Here is a 21,120-nt window from a genome sequence, read left to right as displayed (position 1 = left end):
CGGCTCAAGGCCGCCCTTTTCATTTGGGCATGAGAAAGCTCAAGCCGTTCCGAAGGCGCTGGCGCCGTGGTCGGCACGGCCCACCATCTGGCGGAAGCCGGCGAAAAGCTCGCGGCCGAAACCGAACTCGTTGCCGATGAGATCGACTTCGGCGGTGCGGCGCAGCGCGAACTCGGTCCCTGGCACCAGCACTTCGAGCGTGCCGGCGTCGGCGTCGAGGCGGATGATGTCGCCGTCATGGAGCCTGGCGATCGGCCCGTCCTCGACCGCTTCCGGTGTCACATGGATCGCCGCCGGCACCTTGCCGGAGGCGCCCGACATGCGCCCGTCGGTGACCAGTGCGACGCGCTGGCCGCGATCCTGCAGGATGCCGAGCACGGTGGTCAATTTGTGCAGTTCCGGCATGCCATTGGCCTTCGGCCCCTGGAAGCGGATGACGGCGATGAAATCGCCGGTGAGCGTGCCGGCCTTGAACGCATCGTTCAGGCCCTGCTGGCTGTCGAACACCTTGGCCGGCGCCTCGATGATACGTCGTTCCGGCTTGACGGCGGAAGTCTTGATGACAGCGTGGCCGAGATTGCCAGCCAGCACCTTCAGGCCGCCGGTCGGCTGGAAGGCCTTGCTGAATGGCGCCAGCACCTTTTCGTCACCGCTGGCGCGCGGCGAAGCCTCGCGCACCACGGAGCCATCGGCGCCGAGCTTTGCTTCGACGGCGTAGGGCCGCAGGCCTTCGCCCCACACCGTCTGCACGTCCTCGTGCAGGACGCCTTCGTCAAGCAGCTCGCGGATCAGGAAGCCGAGCCCGCCGGCGGCATGGAAATGGTTCACGTCGGCAAGCCCGTTCGGATAGACGCGCGCCAAGAGCGGCACCGCTTCCGAGAGGTCGGAAATGTCCTGCCAGGTCAGTGCGATGCCGGCCGCCGCCGCCATCGCGATCAGGTGGATCGTGTGGTTGGTCGAGCCACCGGTTGCGTGCAGGCCGACGACACCATTGACGATCGAGCGCTCGTCGATCATCCGCCCGACCGGCGTATAGGCATTGCCGAGCGCGGTGATCGCCAATGCCCGCTTCGTAGCCTCGCGGGTCAGGGCCTCGCGCAACGGCGTGCCGGGATTGACGAAGGAGGCGCCCGGCGTGTGCAGGCCCATGATCTCCATCAGCATCTGATTGGAGTTGGCCGTGCCGTAGAAGGTGCAGGTGCCCGGCCCATGGTAGGATTTGGACTCGGCTTCCAGGAGTTCGGCGCGTCCCGCCTTGCCCTCGGCATAGAGCTGGCGGACCTTGGCCTTTTCATCGTTGGGCAGGCCTGTCGTCATCGGCCCGGCCGGGATGAACACAGCCGGCAGATGGCCGAAGGTCAGCGCCGCGATCACCAGGCCCGGTACGATCTTGTCGCAGACGCCGAGAAAGACGGCGGCGTCGAACATGTTGTGCGACAGGCCGACCGCTGCGGCCATGGCGATCACGTCGCGTGAAAATAGCGACAGCTCCATGCCGGGCTGGCCTTGTGTCACACCATCGCACATCGCCGGCACGCCACCGGCCACCTGGGCGATGCCGCCGGCCTCGCGCGCTGCCTCCTTGATCAGGGCGGGGTAGGTCTCAAAGGGCTGATGCGCCGACAGCATGTCATTATAGGAGGTGATGATGCCGAGATTGGGCACCTTGTCGGCGCCGAGCGCCAGTTTTTCCGAGGGGCTGCAGACCGCGAAGCCGTGGGCGAGGTTGCCGCAGGACAGCACCGAGCGGTTGGCGGTCTGGTTCGACGCTTCGGCGATACGGCCGAGGTAGCGCTCGCGGCCCGGTCTGGAGCGCTGGCGGATCCGCTCGGTGATGGCTTCGATATCGCGTCTTGCGGTCATGGCGGTCGGTCCTTTCAGGCGAGGTCCCGGAAACATCCTCCCGCCGTTGCCGGGACCACTAAACGTAAAATCAGGGCGCCCAGAAAACCTCTACGGGCATGGGTGCGGCGTCAAGCACGGCCCGGATCGGCTTTCGCGGTCCAGGCGCGACCGCGCCGTCGAAGGCAGTGCGCTTTTCCTCGCCCTCGATGTGCAGCGCGATGAAGCCGGCATCGATGATGCGCGCGAGCGTCAGCGTCAGCCGCGGTTCGCCCGCACTGGCCGCATGAACCGGCAGGATGATCCTGTCGGAGGCCGGGTCGAGCAACCTTGCCAGATCGTCGGCATCGGGAAAGAACGAGGCGGTGTGGCCGTCCGGCCCCATGCCGAGCACCACGACGTCGAGCGGCCAGGGCAGGGATCGCAGTGCCGCATCGTCGGATGCGGCGGCATCCTCGATGCCTGATGCCTCATGGTAGAGCGGCACGAAGCGTGCCGCCTTGGCCGCGTTCTGCAACAGATTGGCGGCCACCAGCCCGGCATTGGAACGCGGTGAGGAGGCCGGCACGAAACGCTCGTCGACCAGCGTCACGATCACTCTGTCCCAGGCGATCGGCGCCACCGAAAGCGCGGCAAAGAACTTCGCCGGCGTTGTACCGCCGGAGACCGCCAGCACTGCCGTGCCGCGTTCGGCTATCGCCCCGGCCAGGCGATCGGCCACACGGCCGGCCAGTGCCGCCGCCAGATGCGGACGGTCCGGGAAAGCGTTCCAGTTGTAGCTGGCGCTGTTCAATTGCTCTCGTGCCATGTCCGCCCGTCACGTTCGATCAGCGCTATCGAGGCCGACGGCCCCCAGGTGCCTGCCGTATAGCCCTGTGCTTCCTGCTTGGCGCCTTCCCAGGCATTCTGGATCGGGTCGATCCACTTCCATGCCGCCTCGACTTCGTCACGGCGCATGAACAGCGTCTGGTTGCCGCGGATCACATCCATGATCAGCCGCTCATAGGCATCGGGCGCACGGCCATCGAAGGATTGCGCGAAGCTCATGTCGAGCGAGATCTGGCGCAGCCGCATGCCGCCCGGGCCTGGATCCTTGATCATGATGAACTGCTTGACGCCTTCATCGGGCTGCAGCCGGATGACCAGCTGGTTGGCGAAGATCGGCCCGGCGCTGTCGCCGAAGATCGAATGCGGGATCGGCTTGAACTCGATGACGATCTCCGAAACCCGGGTCGCAAGCCGCTTGCCGGTCCTGAGGTAGAACGGAACGCCCGCCCAGCGCCATGTGCCGATCTCGGCCTTGATGGCGACGAAGGTCTCGGTGTTGCTGTCCTTGCCGAGCTCCTCGACATAGCCCTTCACCGGTCCGCCGGCGGACGCACCGGCGCGATATTGGCCGCGCACCGTGTGCTTTGGCGCCTCGTTGCCGTTGATGCGCTTCAGCGCCCGCAGCACCTTCAGCTTCTCGTCGCGCACGGCGTCAGCGTCCATCGACGACGGCGCCTCCATGGCGACGAGGCAGAGCAGCTGCAGCATGTGGTTCTGCACCATGTCACGCAGCGCGCCGGCCTTGTCGTAATAGGTGACGCGGTCTTCCAGGCCGACCGTCTCGGCGACGGTGATTTGCACATGGTCGATATGGGCGGAGTTCCACAGCGGCTCGTAGAGCGCGTTGGCGAAGCGCAGCGCCATCAGGTTCTGCACCGTCTCCTTGCCGAGATAGTGGTCGATGCGGAAGATCTGGCTTTCGTGGAAGTCGTCGCCGACCAGATCGTTGAGCGCCTGCGCCGAGGCAAGGTCGCGGCCGATCGGCTTCTCCAGCACGATGCGCGAGTTCGGCGTGATCAGCTTGTGCTCTTTGAGCTTGTGCGAGATATCGCCGAACAGCGCCGGCGCAACGGCAAGATAAAAGGCGCGGATGCTGTCGCTCTCGCCGATCGCCTTCTTAAGCTTGTCGAAGCCCGCACCGCTCGTCGCATCGGCCGAGACGTAGGAAAGCCGCGCCAGGAAGGTCTTCAACTCCTTTGCGTCGATATCGGCCGGCTTGACGTGATCGGAGATCGCCTGGCTGGCGAAAGCCCGGAATTCCTCGTCGCTCATCTTCGAGCGCGAGGTGCCGATGATGCGCGTCGGCTCGGAGAATTGATGGTCACGCTGGCGATAGTAGAGCGACGGCAGCAGCTTGCGTTCCGACAGGTCGCCGGTGCCGCCGAAAATGATGAAGTCGAAAGGGTCGACGGGAATGATCTGGCTGGTCATGGTCTGTCCGCTTTGACGCCGGTCGCGAGTACGCGGCTGATATATTCTAATCGATTTAAATTTTCCAGTGCCATGGTGTCACATCAGGGACCAATCGCACGATATTGATTGGCCCCATATGTGCGCTTGACACTGGCGCTTGCCGGAGGCTTGTCGGTGGACGAAGACCCCGGAAGCTTTCGCAGTTGCAGCATAGAACGTGAATGTGACGAAAGCTAAGGGAGAAATGGCGCGCTGTCTGTTGCCGCATGGGCCATGGCGGTCGGCCGTCTTATTAATTCCGGGAAGACATCAATGAGCGGGAAAAGCATGCGTCTGGAAAACAAGGTTGCCGTCATCACCGGCGCGGCATCGGGATTTGGCGAAGGCATGGCCAAGCGCTTCGCGCAAGAGGGTGCCAGGGTGGTTGTCGCCGATCTCAATGCCAAGGGCGCCGAGCGCGTCGCCAATGAAATCGGCGAGGCGGCGATCTGGACGCAGACCGACGTTTCGCTGCGCTCCGAGTTCGACGAGATGGTCTATGCCGCAAAAAGCGCCTTCGGCCGCATCGACATCATGGTCAACAATGCCGGTTACACCCATCGCAACGGCGACATGCTCAAGGTCGACGAGGACACTTTCGACCTGATTACCGCTGTCAATATGAAGGCGATCTATCACGCGGCCCTTGCCGTGGTGCCGATCATGGACCGGCAAGGCGGCGGCGTCATCCTGACCACGGCCTCCACCGCGGGCCTGCGGCCGCGGCCCGGCCTCACCTGGTACAATGCTTCGAAAGGCTGGGCGATCACCGCCACCAAATCGATGGCGGTGGAACTGGCGCCCAAGAACATCCGCGTCAACTGCCTCTGCCCGGTCGCCGGCGAGACCGGCATGCTGGAGAAATTCATGGGCGCCGACACTCCCGAGATCCGCGAGAAATTCCGTGCCTCGATCCCGCTCGGCCGGCTTTCGACCCCGCTCGATATCGCCAATGCCGCGCTCTGGCTGGCATCGGATGAAGCCGCCTTCATCACCGGCGTGGCGCTGGAGGTCGATGGGGGCCGCTGCATCTGACCTGATCAGCGCTACGCATGGCTGTGGTTTGACTTGATCATCCGCGAGAAGGCATAAGCTGAGGGGCTTGGGAAATCTGGCGGCGCGATGAATGCGAAACTGCGGAAAATTCGCGAAAGCCTGAGGCAGCGCCTGATGGCTTACAGGGCAGGGCGCGCCCGCTCTAAAAGCAACGCGACCTTCATCGGCATAACCGGTAGCTCCGGCAAATCGACCGCGACGGCGCTGCTTGGTCACATATTGGCCGGCCATGGTTCGGTCCATGTTCAACTTCTTTTCCATTCGCTGAAGATGCTGTCGAGGATGCTTTCGCGCCGGATCGGCGGCGTGAACTACGTCGTCGTTGAGGTGTCAGCGTCGGCGATCAATTCCATCAAGCCGATGGCAGAAATGTTGGGGCCGCATGTCGCTATCGTCACCATGGTCCGGCTTGAGCATGTCTCCAGTTTCAGAACCCTGGAGAATGTCGCTCACGAAAAAGGCGCACTCGTCGAGGCGCTGGAACCGGGCGGCCTCGCCGTGCTCAATGCCGATGATCCCAATGTGCTGGCCATGGCATCGGGAAGAGCACAACGCTTCGTCACATTCGGCGAGTCCGAATCGGCCGACTACCGTGTCACCGAGGTCAGTGCCGGCTATCCCCGCATGCTCAGCTTCAAGTTACACTGGCGCGGCGGCACGCTCGACCTCAAAACCCCATTCCCAGGTGAGCATTTCTGGCTGCCGACGGCCGCGGCCGCGACTGCGGCCCTCGAACTTGGAGTGCCTCCGCAAACAGTGAGGGACAGGATCGAAACGTTCCAGCCCGTGGAAAACCGGTGCCAGGTGATCACCCCCGAGGGCGGGCCGCACTTCATCGTGGACTCTGTCAAGGCGCCTTGGCATTCGCTACCCCTTGCATTGGATATGATGGCAAGATCTACCCTTGGCCAAAAGCGGATCGTGCTTGGCCAACTGTCGGACTTTACCGATTCGAACGCAAAGTATGCCCGCGCCTACAAAAGCGCGCGTGGGATCGCGAACCAGGTGATCTATGTTGGCGAGCATGCGCATCGCTCGAAGGCCAGCCAGGCCGATCGCGACACCGGCCGCTTCGTCGAATTGCGCACGCCGAAAGAGGTCTCGGATTACATCAGGCAGACGGCAGTGCCTGGCGAGTTGATCCTGTTGAAGAGTTCTTCCAATCTTCATCTGGAACGCGTCCCGCTCGCCTGGACATGCGATGTTCAGTGCTGGGTACCGGTATGTGGCAAAACCGAGGGATGCCAGCAGTGCGGCCTCTATGGAGTGCCCTTCGAACAACATCGGGAGTTTGTAAGGCAACGCAAATCGGCGCGTCGCCTGCGGCGTTTCCGGCGGCTCTTCAGCCGATGAGCTTGTATCGATCAGGCTCCGGAGAAATCCGTAACGACTTGAGACGTCGAGCGGCGCCATCGAACCCTGCAGGCTCACAAGTAGCAAGGCAGCAGGCGTCGCTTTGGGCGGTTGCCTGGCGGTTTAAGCCTCACGCGCCGGGCTTGATGTAGCTCTTGTAGACCCAGCCGTGCTTGCCGTTGTAGACGATCTCGCACCACTGCTTGCAGCCCATCAATTGCACTGAAGTCCGGGCGGGCACGGTGCCGATGGGGGTAGCCCCCTTCTTCGGGGCATTGCGCATGGTCACAGCCCGCAGCACGCGGCCGGTGCCTGCCGCCGCCACCTTTCGCGGCTTCGCTTTGGCCGCGCCATCGTCGCCTTGTGCATTCGCGGGTTTTTGTTCCGGCACTTGCGGCTGCGTCTCGGGGATGGCAGCGGTCCGCGCGCCATCGGGTTTGCCGCCATTCGCAGACGGCGCCGGCGCGGCAACCTTGGCAAGCTCGTTAACGGCATCGGTACTGGTTGACGGCTGCGCGAACGCCACTGCCTTGCCCGCCGCCGGCTCGGCCTGGTTGGCCGTTTGATTGGGGGCGGTGGAGGCGGAAGCGGGCTTCGGCTGTGCCTCGGTCCAGCGGGGATCGTTGGCCGCAAGCGCCTGTATGCTTGCTTTCGCCGGCGCTGCGGTCGATGAAACCTGATCGGACTTGCGAGCCGGCACGACCGCCGCGGCCACCGTGGTTCCGGCGGGGACGATCTTCGTCGTCTTCACCGGAATGGCCGGAATGCTCTGTTCCTGGCTGGCGGCTGCCTGCCGCTCGCTCGTCGGCAATGCCAGCCAGAGCGCCACCGCGGCGACGCCAAGCAGCGCGGCGGTGCCAACCGCGGCAATCACCAGATGCGAGTTCGAACGGACTTCCTGCCAGAAGGACGGCCGCATGTCGTATCCAAACTGCATGGCAAAGCGCCGACGTTCCGGCGTACCGAAACTGAAGGGCTCTCTCACTCTCGCCACCTCCATAAGCGGGCCAATGTTCTTTCAATCGATGCCGGAAGTCCGGCGTCTGATCGGCATCGGTCCCTAAATCAACGCGGGCAAGCCCGCAGCAATCCCCGAATAATCGCCCAGAAGCGGGAACCTTTCACCCGCGATTGTGGCATCAGTACGCCATTATAAGGGATTCTGCGCCATTGCCGGCATTTCCGCAATGTGCCGCTAGGGCAACAAATGTTACAATGAATATTACAATATTACATGGGGTCGTGATGGCGATCCGATCCCGCATGAGGCGCGTCGCGCCGAAACGGATTTCAGGCGACGCGCTTCAACCCTTACTTTGTGGATGTTGTTCTCCCAAACCTGGAGCCAGTTTTGGGGGGCAACTAGATCCTGTCGCGAAGCGCGAACCAGTTGAGCGCCAGGAAAAGCAGGGGCGTACGGAAACGGCGGCCGCCCGGAAATGGTGGAATTTTCAGGTCCTCGATCAGCTTCAGCCGGTCGCGGTTGCCGGCAACGGTCTCGGCATAGAGTTTGCCGAAGAAGTTCGACAGCATGACGCCGTGGCCTGAATAGCCCCCAGCCGAGATCACATTGGGCATCACTTCGCGCACGAACGGTTTCCTCGGCACTGTGATGCCGACATAGCCGCCCCAGCCATGCGTGATCTCGATATCCTTCAATGCCGGATAGAGCTCCACGATCTGGCGGCGGATATGGATGTGGATGTCCTTGGGGTCGTTGACGCCATAGACTTCGCGTCCCCCGAACAACAACCGTCCATCCCTCGACTTGCGGAAATAGCGCACGACAAAGCGGGAATCGTCGACCGCTTCGCCGCCGGGCAGCACTTTCAAGTCCGCCCCCAAAGGCACGGTCGCACCGATGAAGGAGCCGATCGGCATGATGTGCGCCGCACTCACCGGTTCGAGCGTGCCGCCATAGGCGTTGACCGCGATCAGGCATTTCTGCGCCGTCACGGTGCCTCTTGGCGTCGAAACCCTGATCTTGCCGCCGGTCGAAACGATGCCGGTCGATGGTGTCCCTTCGAACAGCTGCGCGCCCGCCTGCGCCGCCACCCGCGCCGTGCCGATCACCAGCTTCATGGGATGGATATGGCCGGTGCCGGTGTCGCGTGTGCCGCCGAAATAGGCGGTCGAGCCAAGCCGCTCCGCCGTCTCCTTGGCATCCATGAACGAGATGTGCGTATAGGAGAAACGGCTGGCCATGATCTCCGCATGCGCCTTGTAATCGTCGACATAGCGAGGCTTGTGCGCCACGGAGAGCTGGCCCGGCATATAATCTATATCGATCTGGTTGGCGGCGGCGAATTCGATGAGATGCGCCTTCGCCTCCTCGGCAAGATCGAACAAAGCTCTGGCACGGGACAAGCCGTACTCCGCCTCCAGGTCTTCGGCCCAGGCGCGCTGGCCGGTGCCGAGCTGCCCGCCATTGCGCCCGGAAGCGCCGTCGCCGAAGCGATACGCCTCGATCAGAACGACATTGGTTCCAGCCTTGGCTAGATGTGTCGCCGCCGACAGCCCGGTAAAGCCGCCGCCGATAATGATGACATCGCAGGCCCGGTCGCCGTCGAGCACCGGGTATTCGGGTCTAGGTCCCGCCGTGTCTTCATACCACGAGCGGCCGGGAGAAATGGGGGATTGGTAAGGCATGGTATTGTGAAGACTCGGGTGTTCGGAGGACGGTGCAGCCGATGGTGAGTAGTCAGTAGTCAGTAGTGAATAGGCTAGTGATGAGTCTACTCACTACTCACTATTCACTCAATCATCACACATTCAGCAACAAATACTCCCGCTCCCACGGGCTGATCACTTCCATGAAGGTCTCGAATTCCGCCCGCTTGATCGCTGCATAGGTGGCGGCGAAGGACTTGCCCAGCAATGCGCAAAGCTCCTCATCGCCCTCGAACAGGTCGACGGCTTCGAGCAGGCTGCGTGGCAGGTCGATCTCGTCCGCGTTGGCGGTCGTCAGCACCGGAGGCTCGGCCTTGATCTTCCTGGTGATGCCGATCAGCCCGCAGGCAAGCGATGCCGCCAGCGCCAGATAGGGATTGGCGTCGGAGGACGGGATGCGGTTTTCAACGCGCCGTGCCGCCGGGTCCGAGCGCGGCACGCGGAACGCGGTGGTGCGGTTGTCATAGCCCCATTTGTTGTTGACCGGAGCCGAAGCCGCCTGCGTCAGCCGACGGTAGGAATTGACATAGGGCGCGAACATCACCAGCGCGTTCGGCACGTGCTTTTGCATGCCGCCGATGAAATGGAAGAACTCCTCGGTCTCCGAGCCGTCCTCGGCCGAAAAGATGTTCCTGCCTGTCTTCTTGTCGACGATCGACTGATGGATGTGCATGGCCGAACCCGGCTGGCCCTGGATCGGCTTGGCCATGAAGGTCGCGTAGATTTCATGCTTGAGCGCGGCTTCGCGAATGGTGCGCTTGAACATGAACACCTGGTCGGCGAGCTCGATCGGGTCGCCATGGCGCAGATTGATCTCGAGCTGGCCAGCGCCCTCTTCATGAATGAGCGTGTCGATCTCCAGCCCCTGGCTTTCGGAGAAATGGTAGATGTCGTCGATCAGTTCGTCGAACTCGTTGACGCCGGCGATCGAATAGCCGGCGCCGCCGCCGATTGCGCGCCCCGAGCGGCCGACGGGCGGGGTCAGGGGATAGTCCGGGTCCGGATTCTTGCGCACCAGGTAGAATTCGATCTCGGGCGCCACCACCGGCCTCAGCCCAAGCTTGTCGTAGGCTGCAAGCACGCGCTTCAACACATTGCGCGGCGTGAATTCGACCGAGCGGCCATCCTGGTGGACGAGGTCGCAGATGACGGCCGCCGTCGGGTCTTCTTCCCACGGCACCACCGTCAGTGTCGAAAGATCCGGCATCAATTTGAGGTCGCCGTCATCCTCGGGATAATGGAAGCCGTTGCCATCTTCGGGATAGCCGCCGGAAATCGTCGTCATGAAGACGGCCGAAGGCAGCGCCAGAGAGGTGTTGGAGGTGAATTTCTTCGACGGCATCATCTTGCCGCGTGCCACGCCTGCCTGATCAGGCGTGATGCATTCGATATCCTCGATGCCGCGCCATTCCAGCCATTCGCTGACTTCCTTCCAGTTCTTCACACCACGCAGGTTTTTCACGAAGGCAGGCGTGCGAGCCCGTCCTCCGCGGCTCGACGGACGGACTTCCTTTTTTGCAGGCGGCATCATTCACCAGATTGGGTTGCGGATTTCGGAGTATAGCCGTGCCCCACTGTGGAAGGGAAGGGGAGCCGCTGCCGGCATTTGCCGCCGCGGTTGAAAATAGTGCCCGGCTCGGCTTAGGCTCAGCCTGTCCTGAACTCAAGAACTCGACGATGCGAACCAGTAGCGAAGTGACCACGATAGGATTCGACGCCGACGACACGCTTTGGCAGAACGAACAGTTCTTCCGCATGACGGAGAAGCGCTTCGCCGCCATGCTTGCCGACCATGGCGAGGAGAAGCAGATCTCGGCTCGATTGCTCGAAGCCGAACGGCGCAACCTGGCCGTTTATGGCTTCGGCATCAAGGGATTTACGCTGTCGATGGTCGAGACGGCGATCGAGGTCACCGACGGACGGGTCCCGGCTTCGGTCATAGCGCAGATCCTCGATGCCGGCCGCGAGATGCTGAGCCACCCGATCGAGGTCTTGCCGCATGTGCGTGAGACGGTGGAGAAGCTCGCCGGCGCATACCGCCTCGTGATGATCACCAAGGGCGATCTCTTCGACCAGGAGCGCAAGCTGGCTGGCTCCGGCCTCGGCGACCTGTTCGATGCGGTCGAGATCGTCAGCGACAAGAACGCCGCCAGCTATGCCCGCCTCTTCAGCCGCCACGGCGACGGTCCGGCAAAGAGCATGATGGTTGGCAATTCGCTGAAGTCGGACGTGGTGCCGGCCATCGAGGCCGGCGGCTGGGGTGTCCATGTGCCGCACGAGCTGACTTGGGTGCTCGAGCATGTCGAGGCGCCGGTCGCCGACCCGCGATTCCGCCAGATATCCGACCTTGGGCAATTGCCCGAACTGATACAAGACATCACGAAGCGAGATTGATCGCGCTTGGCTAGCGCCTGATCAGGCGATCGATCACCGGTTGCAGCCGTTCGGGCGTGATCGGCTTCGCGACCACGACGTCGATCACGCTCGGCAGGCCCAGGCTTTCCGGCGTGCCATTCTTGGTTGAAAGCAGGATGACGGGAGGCATCGATTTGCCCGAGGCCCGCCGCAACGTTTCGATGCCGGACATCAGATTGTCGCAGTCCTTGTTGTCCGCGCCGCCGTCCAGGACAATCACGCTCGGCACAAGTGTTCGCAAGGTCTTCGCCGCCATGTCAGGCGATTCCGAGATTGGCCTGAGCCCGGATCGCTCGACGATCTTCGACACCACCACACGATTGATCGGCGATTTCCCGACAACAAGCGCTTGCGGGGGACTGCGGATCGTTTCGGCGCTTGAACCCTGGGTCACCAGATTCGGACGTTTTGCGGTCTCGTCCTTGCTACTCACTGGGCACCCAAGTCGGCCAAGAAGCTCGCCCCTATTTCAATGCAGAGTTGAAATCTGGGTGACAATTGGCGTGAGATCGCACCCCATGTCAAGTTGAAATAAAAGACCTTGGAGACGCCTCCTCCAACAGTGGAGTCAAGCAATAGTACTGTACTGTCCTGTCCACGCATTGGTTGCATAAAAATAGAATTCACCTGCGCATACGCTGCGCAGGTGAGAGGTCGGTTGCAACGATTGCCGGTCAGCCATGGCTCTGTTGTGTGACGATCACCGGGATCAGCAGATCGCCCCAATTGCCGTCGCCGCCATGGTGCCTGGCCGAGCGCACCAGCTCCACCGAGACGCCCGCCTCGACCGCCTTCATCACCGACTGGTTGAGCCTGTGCAGATCGTTGGCGAGCATGCGGATCGTCGCCTGCTGATCGACGCTCATCGTGGTCGATTGCTCTTCCGCCCGTTCCTTGACGCGGCTTATCGATGCCATTGGTCTTCTCCCGTTTCTGAGCCCTGCTGGGCGTTTCCTCTGTATTTCCGACCCGCTATTCGGCGGCCGGCTTGAATTGTGCGTGCTCGGTCGATTCATGCATGGCGGTGGTCGACGACTTGCCGCCGGTGATCGCCATCGACACGGCGTCGAAATAGCCGGTGCCGACCTCACGTTGGTGCTTCGTGGCGGTGTAGCCATTGGCCTCCGCGGCGAACTCGGCTTCCTGCAACTCGGAATAGGCCGCCATCTGCCGCGCCTTGTAGCCACGCGCCAGCTCGAACATGCCGTAGTTGAGCTGGTGGAAGCCGGCCAGCGTGATGAACTGGAACTTGTAGCCCATGGCGCCGAGTTCCTTCTGGAACTTCGCGATCGTCGCGTCGTCGAGATTCTTCTTCCAGTTGAACGAGGGCGAGCAATTATAGGCGAGCAGCTTGCCCGGATGGTGCTTGCGCACGCCCTCGGCGAACTTCTTGGCCTGCGCCAGGTCCGGCTTGGAGGTTTCGCACCAGATCAGGTCCGCGTACGGTGCATAGGCGACGGCCCGCGCGATGCAGGGTTCGATGCCGTTCCTGACCTGGTAGAAGCCTTCCACCGTGCGCCCGGCATCGTAGTCGACGAAGGGCTGGTCGCGCTCGTCGATGTCGGATGTCAGAAGCTTGGCGGCTTCCGCGTCGGTACGCGCCACGACGAGCGTCGGCGTGCCCATCACGTCGGCCGCGAGCCGCGCGGCGTTGAGGTTGCGGATATGCGCGGCGGTCGGGATCAGCACCTTCCCGCCGAGATGGCCACATTTCTTTTCCGACGCCAGCTGGTCCTCGTAATGGACGCCGGCGGCACCCGCCTCGATGAACGCCTTCATGATCTCGAAGGCGTTGAGCGGCCCGCCGAAGCCGGCTTCCGCGTCGGCGACGATGGGCGCGAACCAGGTCTCGACCGAAAGCCCGTTGCCCTCGGAGGTCTCGATCTGGTCGGCGCGCTGCAGCGTCCGGTTGATGCGCTTGACCAGCTCCGGCGCGGCATTGGCCGGATAAAGCGACTGGTCGGGATACATCGCCGAGGCGGTGTTGGCGTCGGCCGCGACCTGCCAGCCCGACAAGTAGATCGCCTTCAGCCCGGCGCGCACCTGCTGCATCGCCTGGTTGCCGGACATGGCGCCGAGCGCGTTGACGAAATCCTCCTCGTGGATCAGCTTCCACAGCCGGTTGGCACCCATTTCGGCCAGGCTCTGGCGGATCTGCACCGAACCGCGCAGCCGCTTCACATCCTCCGGCGAATAGGGGCGTTCAACGCCGTCGAAGCGACCTTCAGGCGCCGAGGGAACGAGGTTGTAAAAATCAGTCATGGGTCACTCCGAAGGATTGCTGTACTTTGTCCGCGCACCAATCTTTTGGCGAGCTGCGATATGACTGAATTTACATTGCGGCGCAAAATCAGCTAGAAAAATCAGCAATTACAGCCGGAGATAAGGGAAAATCTGTGTTGTGTTTGACAGACAGCCGCTGTAAATTTGTCATACTTGTAAAACCTGTGAGCGATGAATTATCGCGAATGCCGTGTAAATTCCTGTCAAGGACAGTCGATGGCTGACCAGAAGATTTTCGCGGGGCCGCGCATTCGCCGCATCCGCAACGCCAAGGGCCTCACCCAGACGGCTATGGCCGAGGGGCTCGGCATCTCGCCGTCCTATCTCAACCTTATCGAGCGCAACCAGCGGCCGCTGACGGTGCAGCTGATCCTGAAGCTGGCCTCCGTCTACAAGGTCGACCCGCATGAGCTGCAGGGCGAGGCGAGAGGGTCGGTCGCGGCCTTGAAGGAGGTGTTCACCGATCCGCTGCTGGTCGGCGAATTGCCGGGAGATCAAGAGCTGATCGAACTTGCCGAGGCGGCGCCCAACGCGTCGGCCGCGGTGATAAAACTGTTCCGCGCCTATCGCGAGCAGGCCGAGCGGCTGTCCGACCTCAACGAACTTCTGGCGCGCGAGGGGCGGGCGACGGCGCTTTCGGGCGCCCGCTTGCCGATCGACGAGGTGCACGAGACCTTCGAGCGGCGGCCGAACCATTTCACTGCACTCGAGGAGGAGGCGGAGGCGTTCACTGCGGTGCTCGATCCCGGCGATGACCTGTTCGGAGCCTTGAAGGCCTGGCTGAAGCGCGAATACGGCATCGTCGTCAAGGTGCTGCCGGTCGCCACCATGCCGAACTGGCGCCGCCGCTACGATCGCCATTCGCAGCGCCTGTTCCTGTCGGAGCGGCTGTCGCCGTTCGACCAGTTGCGCGAAGTGGCGATGGAAGCCTGCCTGATCCGCATGACGGTTGCGGTCGCCGGTCAAATCCAGGCGCTCAAGCTGAGCACGGACGAAGCCCGTCGCCTTGCCCGCTTCGAACTCGGCCGCTATGCCGCGCATGCGCTGATGATGCCCTATCAGGCCTTTCATGCGGCCGCCGTCCGCGCACGCTACGACATCGACGTCCTTCGCTCGCGCTTCGGCGTCTCGTTCGAGCAGGCGGCGAACCGGCTGACGATGCTGCAGCGGCAGGGCGCACTTGGCGTGCCGTTCTTCATGCTGGAGGTCGACAATGCGGGCAACCGCTTTCGCAGGGCCGGCAGCCAGGGCTTTCCGCACAGCCGCTTTGGCGGCGGCTGTCCGAAGCTGCCCGTGCACGTTGCCTTCACCCAGCCCGGGCAGGTTTTCGTCGAAGCGGTGGAAATGCCCGATGGCGCCGAGTTCCTGTGCCTCGCCCGCACGCTGGAGGGGCCGCAGGGCGCATTCTCGGAGCGTCCGCGCCGCACTGCGCTGCTGCTCGGTTGCGACATCGGCTTTCGCGACGACATCGTCTATGGCGCGGCGCTGCCCGGAGCGGCCGCCGCCGGAAAGTCGGGAGCAGGCGCCGTCGTGGCGACGCCGGTCGGACCCGCCTGCCGGCTTTGCGAGCGTGTCGGCTGCCTGGCGCGTGCCGAACCGCCGGTGACGCGCCCGCTCGGCCTCGACGAGATGGTGACGGGCCTGAGCGCCTTCGACTTCCAGTAACGCGGCAGCATAGGTGCCACAATCGTCGCCTGTGTCTGGATCACCCGCGGCTGAAGTCTTTGCGTTACGCGAACAGGGCAGTTCTTTGTCGTCCCTTGCGCATCGTCCCGTCCACAAAAGCTCGACAGTCGCGCCCATGACAGACGCAGCATCATCACCGGCCCTTGTTGCTTCGACCACCTCGCCGCGCGAGGAACGCGTCGGGATGCTTCTGGTCTTCCTCTCGGCGCTGATGTGGAGTTTCGGCGGCACCATCGCCCGCTTCATCACCGTCGGTGACAGCTGGACGGTTATCTTCTGGCGCTCGGTTTGGGCCGCCGCCTTCCTGCTCTCCTTCATGGCCTGGCGTGACGGCTGGCGCGGCATGCTGAGATCGTTTCGCGACATGGGCCTGCCCGGCCTTGCCGTCGGCTTCTGCTTCGCCATCGCATCGACCTCCTTCGTCGTGGCGCTCTCCTACACCACTGTGGCCAACATCCTTTTGATGCAGGCCGGCGTGCCGCTTCTGGCGGCGCTGTTTGCCTGGGCGCTGTTTCGCGAACGGGTTGGTGTCGTGACCTGGGTGGCGATTGCCGCCGTCATCGCCGGCGTCGCCATCATGGTGTCGGAATCGCTTAATGGTGCCGTCTCGCCCATAGGCGACGGGCTGGCGCTGCTGATCGCGTTCATGTTCTCGATCGCCACCGTCATCACAAGGCGGTTCGCCAGCGTCAGGATGACCCCGGCGACCTGTCTCGGCACTATCCTGGCCGCGGGCCTTGCCGCCTCGCAGGCGTCGACCTTCACGGTCTCGGCCGGCGACATGGGCTTTCTCTTCGCGTTCGGCGTGGTCAATCTCGGCATCGGTCTTGCCTTCTTCGCCACCGGCGCGAGGCTGGTCCCGGCTGCCATCGCGGCACTGCTTGGCACTTTCGAGCCGATCCTTGGGCCGATATGGGTCTGGCTCATCCATTCCGAAGTGCCGTCCGGACGCACCATCATCGGCGGCGCGGTGGTGGTCACGGCGCTGCTCGTCCATATCGGTCTCGAGTTCAAACGCCAGGCACGGCCGCGGCGGGCAGGCGTCACCGGAGTGCCGTCGCCGAATTGATGCGGGCGCCGATGCTTTGCCATTGACAACCTCGCTGCCGCCCGGGCAGGCTGGGAACACGGCAACAACAAGACAGGCGTATCTTGCCAAGTCTCCCCGGCGGCCCGATCGAGACCGGACCATATTTCTGTATTTCTGTCCGCGCGGCGGCGAAAGCTTCTGACGGCACCGCGATTCCTTCCAGTCCGGGTCAATTGCGTGGCCGCGACCGGCGCGCCAATCGCCGCTTGTTGTCCCCTGGAAAGCTCAATAGTCTGAAACAAATGCCCGGTCGCGCGTCGCGACGAGCCGGCGATGGAACACTCACCAAAGGAGAATAGCATGATCCGCAAAGCGCTCTGGCTTTCGGCGACCTCGGTATTTCTGACATTGTTCACGCCCGCCGGGCATGCCGAGGATCGCGTCGTCAATGTCTTCAACTGGTCGGATTATATCGACAGTTCGATCATCGACGATTTCACCAAGAAGACCGGCATCAAGGTCGTCTACGACACGTTCGATTCCAACGAGATCCTGGAAACCAAACTGCTCGCCGGCGGCAGCGGCTATGACGTCGTCGTGCCCAGCGGAAACTTCCTCGCCCGCCAGATTCAGGCCGGTGTGTTCCAGAAGCTCGACAAGTCGAAACTGCCGAACCTCTCCAACATGTGGGACACGGTTTCCGAGCGGACCGCCAAATATGACCCCGGCAATGAATACTCGGTCAACTACATGTGGGGCACGGTCGGCATCGGCTACAACACGAAGAAAGTGCAGGCTGCACTGGGCACGGACAAGATCGACAGCTGGGACGTGTTCTTCAATCCGGATAGTCTTGCCAAGTTGAAGGACTGCGGCGTCTACGTGCTGGACTCGCCGGCCGACATCATACCGGCGGCGTTGAAATATCTCGGCCTCGACCCGAACAGCACTTCGCCCGACGATATCGCCAAGGCCGAGGAAGCTTTGCTCAAGGTCCGTCCCTACATCAGGAAGTTCCATTCGTCCGAGTACATCAACGCGCTCGCCAACGGCGACATCTGCCTCGCGGTCGGCTGGTCTGGTGACGTGTTCCAGGCCCGCAACCGCGCGGTAGAGGCCAAGCAAGGCGTTGAAATCGGCTATTCCGTGCCGAAGGAAGGCGCACAGATGTGGTTCGACCAGATGGCGATCCCCGCCGATGCGCCGCATGTCGCCGAGGCACTTGAATTCATCAACTACATGATGACGCCCGAAGTGATCGCCAAATCGTCGAACTACGTGCTCTATGCCAACGGCAACAAGGCATCGCAGCAATTTGTCGACAAGGCGCTGCTGGGGGATCCGGCTGTCTATCCGGACGACGCGACCTTGCAGAAGCTCTACACGGTCTCCCCTTACGATCCCAAGACACAGCGTATCATCACGCGCAGCTGGACCAAGATCGTCACCGGCCAATAAGCATCTGAAGCGACCCCGACAGACAACTGCCGGGGTCGCTCATTTTGGGGCACGAAGCAAGAAACAGCACGGAGTGGGGATATGAAATCGCTTGGCAGCATCCGCAGGGATTTCGCGCCATGGAACGACCCGAACGCCAAGCCATACATCCAGTTTGACAACGTCACCAAGAAGTTCGGTGACTTCACCGCCGTCAACAATCTGTCGCTGACGATCTTCGAGCGCGAATTCTTCGCCCTGCTCGGCGCCTCCGGTTGCGGAAAGTCGACGCTGCTCAGGATGCTTGCCGGCTTCGAGGAACCGACGGCTGGCCGCATCCTGCTCGACGGCCAGGACCTGCGCGGCATTCCGCCCTATCGCCGGCCGGTCAACATGATGTTCCAGTCCTATGCCCTGTTCCCGCATATGACGGTGGAAAACAACATCGCCTTCGGCCTCAAGCAGGAAGGCATGCTCAAGTCCGATATCGAAAAGCGCGTCGTCGAGATGCTGAAGCTGGTCAAGCTCGAGCAGTTCGCCAAGCGCAAGCCGCACCAGCTTTCCGGCGGCCAGCGCCAGCGCGTCGCGCTCGCCCGCTCGGTCGCCAAGCGGCCGAAGGTGCTGCTGCTCGACGAGCCGCTGGGGGCTCTCGACAAGAAGCTGCGCGAGGAGACCCAGTTCGAACTGATGGATTTGCAGCAGGAACTTGGGCTGACCTTCGTCGTCGTCACCCACGACCAGGAAGAAGCGATGACCATGGCCGATCGCATCGCCATCATGGACAAGGGCGAGGTCATGCAGGTGGCGACGCCGGCGGAAGTCTATGAAGCCCCGGCCTCGCGCTTCGTCGCGCATTTCGTCGGCAACGTGAACATGTTCGAGGGCAAGGTCGCCGAGCGGTCGGCCAACACCACCCGCATCACTGGCGCCACAGGTGCCCAGATCGTCGTTGAAAACAGCGCCGATACCGCAGCCGGTTCCGACATCGTTTTCGCCATCAGGCCGGAGAAGATCAAGGTGTCGTCGAAGAAGCCGGTGGACGCTGTCAATGCGTTGGAAGGCGAGGTCTACGACGTCGCCTATCTCGGCGACATGACCGTCTACCACATCAGGCTGGATGACGGGCAGATCATCAGGGCAAGCGCGCTCAATGCGGCGCGGGTGACCGACGATCCGCTGACCTGGAACGACCGCGCCTGGGTGTCCTTCCGGCCCGACGCCGGCGTCGTGCTGGCGCGGTAGGGGGCTGATATGTCCAACATCGCTGTCACCGATGCCGCCCGACCATCGACCGTCGCCAAGCCGTTCCTGACGCGGCTGGGTGGCGGCTTCGTCAACCGGCTCGTCATCATCGTTCCTTACCTCTGGCTGCTGTTCTTCTTCCTCATCCCCTTCATCATCGTCTTCAAGATTTCCCTGTCGCAGACGGCAATCGCCATGCCGCCCTACACGCCGGTGCTCGATTTCAGCGATGGCTTCTCCGGCTTCTTTGCCGGGTTCCGCGACCTCAATTTCGACAACTATGTCTGGCTGACGCAGGACGCGCTCTATTTCAAGGCCTATGTGACGAGCGTCATCATTGCCGCCATCTCGACCGTGCTGACACTGATCGTCGGCTACCCGATCGCCTATGGCATGTCACGTGCGCCGGCCACCATCCGCCCGACCTTGCTGATGCTGGTCATCCTGCCGTTCTGGACCTCGTTCCTGATCCGCGTCTATGCCTGGATCGGCATTCTCAAGCCCGAGGGCCTGCTCAACCAGCTGCTCTTGTCGCTTCACGTCATCAACCAGCCGCTGGTCATCCTCAACACCTACACGGCGATCTTCATCGGCATCGTCTATTCCTATCTGCCGTTCATGGTGCTGCCGCTCTATTCGTCGCTGGAGAAGATGGACTATTCGCTGATCGAGGCGGCCAAGGATCTCGGCTGCCCGCCGACATCAGCTTTCTGGAAGATCACCTTCCCGCTGTCGCTGCCCGGCGTCATCGCCGGCTGCCTGCTGGTGTTCATCCCGGCTGTCGGCGAGTTCGTCATCCCCGATCTGCTCGGCGGATCGCAGACGCTGATGATCGGCAAGACGCTCTGGAACGAGTTCTTCGCCAATCGTGACTGGCCGGTGTCGTCCGCCGTGGCCGTCATCCTGCTGTTGTTGCTGACCGTGCCGATCATGCTTTTCCAACAGGCACAGGCGCGTGCCCAGGAGCAAGGCAAATGAACGCCACCTGGAGCCGCTTCAACGTCACCTCGATCGTGCTTGGCTTTGCCTTCCTGTACCTGCCGATCGTGCTGCTCATCGTCTTCTCCTTCAACGAATCCAAGCTCGTCACCGTCTGGGGCGGCTTCTCGACCAAATGGTACGTGTCGCTGTTCCACAATCAGGGCCTGATGGACGCCACCTGGGTCACGGCGCGTGTCGGCGTCATTTCGGCGACGGTGGCGACCGTGCTCGGCACGCTGGCGGCGCTCACCCTGACGCGCTACACCCGCTTCCGGGGCAGGGTGCTGTTTTCCGGCATGGTCTTCGCGCCGCTGGTCATGCCGGAAGTCATTACCGGCCTTTCGCTGCTGCTGCTCTTCGTTGCCGTCGGCCTCGACCGCGGCTTCTTCACTGTAACGCTCGCCCACATCACGCTCACAATGTGCTTCGTGGCCGTCGTGGTGCAATCGCGCCTGGTCTCCTTCGATCGTTCGCTGGAGGAGGCGGCAATGGATCTCGGCGCAACGCCGGCGAAGACCTTCTTCCAGATCACGCTGCCGGTCATCCTGCCGGCGATCGTGTCAGGCTGGATGCTGGCCTTCACGCTGTCGCTCGACGATCTTGTGATCGCCAGCTTCACCTCTGGCCCGGGCGCCACGACGCTGCCGATGAAGATCTACAGCCAGGTCCGCCTCGGTGTGACACCGGAGATCAATGCCGCCTGCACCATCCTGATCGCCGTCGTCGCGGTCGGTGTCATCGTCGCCTCGATCGCCAATAAGCGGCGTGAGGTGCAGCGTCAGCTCGACGAACAGGCTGCGCAGCGCGGGTGAGCATCTCGACAGCGTGCCCTCGGGCTTGGCCCC

At 62.6% G+C, this 21,120-nt stretch carries 18 protein-coding genes; 9 read left to right on the top strand and 9 right to left on the bottom strand.

Features of this window, described 5'->3' with window-relative positions; all coding sequences use genetic code 11:
• Positions 1-39: 39 nt before the first annotated feature.
• The 3 genes from edd to zwf form a co-directional block, all read right to left on the bottom strand.
• Positions 40-1,863 (bottom strand): phosphogluconate dehydratase, encoded by a 1,824-nt coding sequence (gene edd / locus AC07UC_RS32130; protein WP_140774829.1) that lies wholly within the window; start codon positions 1,861-1,863, stop codon positions 40-42.
• A 70-nt stretch (positions 1,864-1,933) separates the two neighbouring features.
• Positions 1,934-2,650 (bottom strand): 6-phosphogluconolactonase, encoded by a 717-nt coding sequence (pgl, locus tag AC07UC_RS32125; RefSeq protein WP_494908686.1) that lies wholly within the window; start codon positions 2,648-2,650, stop codon positions 1,934-1,936.
• Entirely contained in the window at positions 2,632-4,101 is a 1,470-nt protein-coding gene (zwf, locus tag AC07UC_RS32120; RefSeq protein WP_140774831.1) for a glucose-6-phosphate dehydrogenase, read from the bottom strand. Before zwf ends, pgl begins: the two co-directional genes overlap by 19 nt.
• 309 nt (positions 4,102-4,410) lie before the next feature.
• Between zwf and AC07UC_RS32115 the strand changes: the two genes are divergently transcribed.
• Positions 4,411-5,157 (top strand): SDR family oxidoreductase, encoded by a 747-nt coding sequence (locus tag AC07UC_RS32115; RefSeq protein ID WP_140775209.1) that lies wholly within the window; start codon positions 4,411-4,413, stop codon positions 5,155-5,157.
• Positions 5,158-5,244: 87 nt separating this feature from the next.
• Positions 5,245-6,531 (top strand): Mur ligase family protein, encoded by a 1,287-nt coding sequence (locus tag AC07UC_RS32110; protein WP_494908685.1) that lies wholly within the window; start codon positions 5,245-5,247, stop codon positions 6,529-6,531.
• Between the two features lie 130 nt (positions 6,532-6,661).
• Here AC07UC_RS32110 and AC07UC_RS32105 read toward each other — a convergent pair whose 3' ends face one another.
• From AC07UC_RS32105 to AC07UC_RS32095, 3 genes are all read right to left on the bottom strand, one after another.
• Complete coding sequence (locus AC07UC_RS32105; protein WP_494908684.1) at positions 6,662-7,468, bottom strand: SH3 domain-containing protein; 807 nt, start codon at positions 7,466-7,468, stop codon at positions 6,662-6,664.
• A 425-nt stretch (positions 7,469-7,893) separates the two neighbouring features.
• Entirely contained in the window at positions 7,894-9,180 is a 1,287-nt protein-coding gene (locus AC07UC_RS32100) for an NAD(P)/FAD-dependent oxidoreductase (protein ID WP_494908683.1), read from the bottom strand.
• 115 nt (positions 9,181-9,295) lie between these two features.
• A complete protein-coding gene (locus tag AC07UC_RS32095) occupies positions 9,296-10,732 on the bottom strand; it encodes a glutamine synthetase family protein (protein WP_181180057.1) in 1,437 nt (478 codons plus the stop codon).
• 146 nt (positions 10,733-10,878) lie between these two features.
• Here AC07UC_RS32095 and AC07UC_RS32090 point away from each other — a divergent pair, with 146 nt between their 5' ends.
• A complete protein-coding gene (locus AC07UC_RS32090) occupies positions 10,879-11,595 on the top strand; it encodes an HAD family hydrolase (RefSeq protein WP_494908682.1) in 717 nt (238 codons plus the stop codon).
• A 10-nt stretch (positions 11,596-11,605) separates the two neighbouring features.
• On the opposite strand, the gene AC07UC_RS32085 is transcribed toward AC07UC_RS32090, so the two are convergent.
• The 3 genes from AC07UC_RS32085 to aceA all read right to left on the bottom strand — a co-directional run bounded on the left by AC07UC_RS32085 (position 11,606) and on the right by aceA (position 13,878).
• A complete protein-coding gene (locus AC07UC_RS32085; protein ID WP_494909023.1) occupies positions 11,606-11,983 on the bottom strand; it encodes a response regulator in 378 nt (125 codons plus the stop codon).
• Between the two features lie 307 nt (positions 11,984-12,290).
• Positions 12,291-12,533: an SMc00767 family acetate metabolism repressor gene (locus tag AC07UC_RS32080; protein WP_006202762.1), complete on the bottom strand. Its 243-nt coding sequence runs from the start codon at positions 12,531-12,533 to the stop codon at positions 12,291-12,293.
• 55 nt (positions 12,534-12,588) lie between these two features.
• Positions 12,589-13,878 (bottom strand): isocitrate lyase, encoded by a 1,290-nt coding sequence (gene aceA / locus AC07UC_RS32075; protein ID WP_140774838.1) that lies wholly within the window; start codon positions 13,876-13,878, stop codon positions 12,589-12,591.
• A 237-nt stretch (positions 13,879-14,115) separates the two neighbouring features.
• Between aceA and AC07UC_RS32070 the strand changes: the two genes are divergently transcribed.
• The 6 genes from AC07UC_RS32070 (at position 14,116) to AC07UC_RS32045 (ending at position 21,087) form a co-directional block, all read left to right on the top strand.
• Positions 14,116-15,564 (top strand): helix-turn-helix domain-containing protein, encoded by a 1,449-nt coding sequence (locus AC07UC_RS32070; RefSeq protein WP_494908681.1) that lies wholly within the window; start codon positions 14,116-14,118, stop codon positions 15,562-15,564.
• Positions 15,565-15,700: 136 nt separating this feature from the next.
• On the top strand, positions 15,701-16,654 hold the full coding sequence (locus tag AC07UC_RS32065; protein ID WP_494908680.1) for a DMT family transporter: 954 nt from the start codon (positions 15,701-15,703) through the stop codon (positions 16,652-16,654).
• Between the two features lie 321 nt (positions 16,655-16,975).
• On the top strand, positions 16,976-18,073 hold the full coding sequence (locus AC07UC_RS32060; RefSeq protein ID WP_140774841.1) for a polyamine ABC transporter substrate-binding protein: 1,098 nt from the start codon (positions 16,976-16,978) through the stop codon (positions 18,071-18,073).
• 81 nt (positions 18,074-18,154) lie between these two features.
• Positions 18,155-19,294: an ABC transporter ATP-binding protein gene (locus AC07UC_RS32055; RefSeq protein WP_494908679.1), complete on the top strand. Its 1,140-nt coding sequence runs from the start codon at positions 18,155-18,157 to the stop codon at positions 19,292-19,294.
• 9 nt (positions 19,295-19,303) lie between these two features.
• Positions 19,304-20,272 carry an ABC transporter permease subunit gene (locus AC07UC_RS32050; RefSeq protein WP_494908678.1) on the top strand — a complete coding sequence of 323 codons (969 nt, stop codon included), beginning with the start codon at positions 19,304-19,306 and terminating at the stop codon, positions 20,270-20,272.
• Positions 20,269-21,087 (top strand): ABC transporter permease, encoded by an 819-nt coding sequence (locus tag AC07UC_RS32045; RefSeq protein ID WP_140774844.1) that lies wholly within the window; start codon positions 20,269-20,271, stop codon positions 21,085-21,087. The genes AC07UC_RS32050 and AC07UC_RS32045 overlap by 4 nt, the downstream gene beginning before the upstream one ends.
• The last annotated feature ends 33 nt before the right edge of the window (positions 21,088-21,120 follow it).

This window comes from Mesorhizobium sp. GW821-FHT04C10, from assembly GCF_059420305.1.
This window is presented reverse-complemented; position numbering and strand designations above follow the sequence as displayed.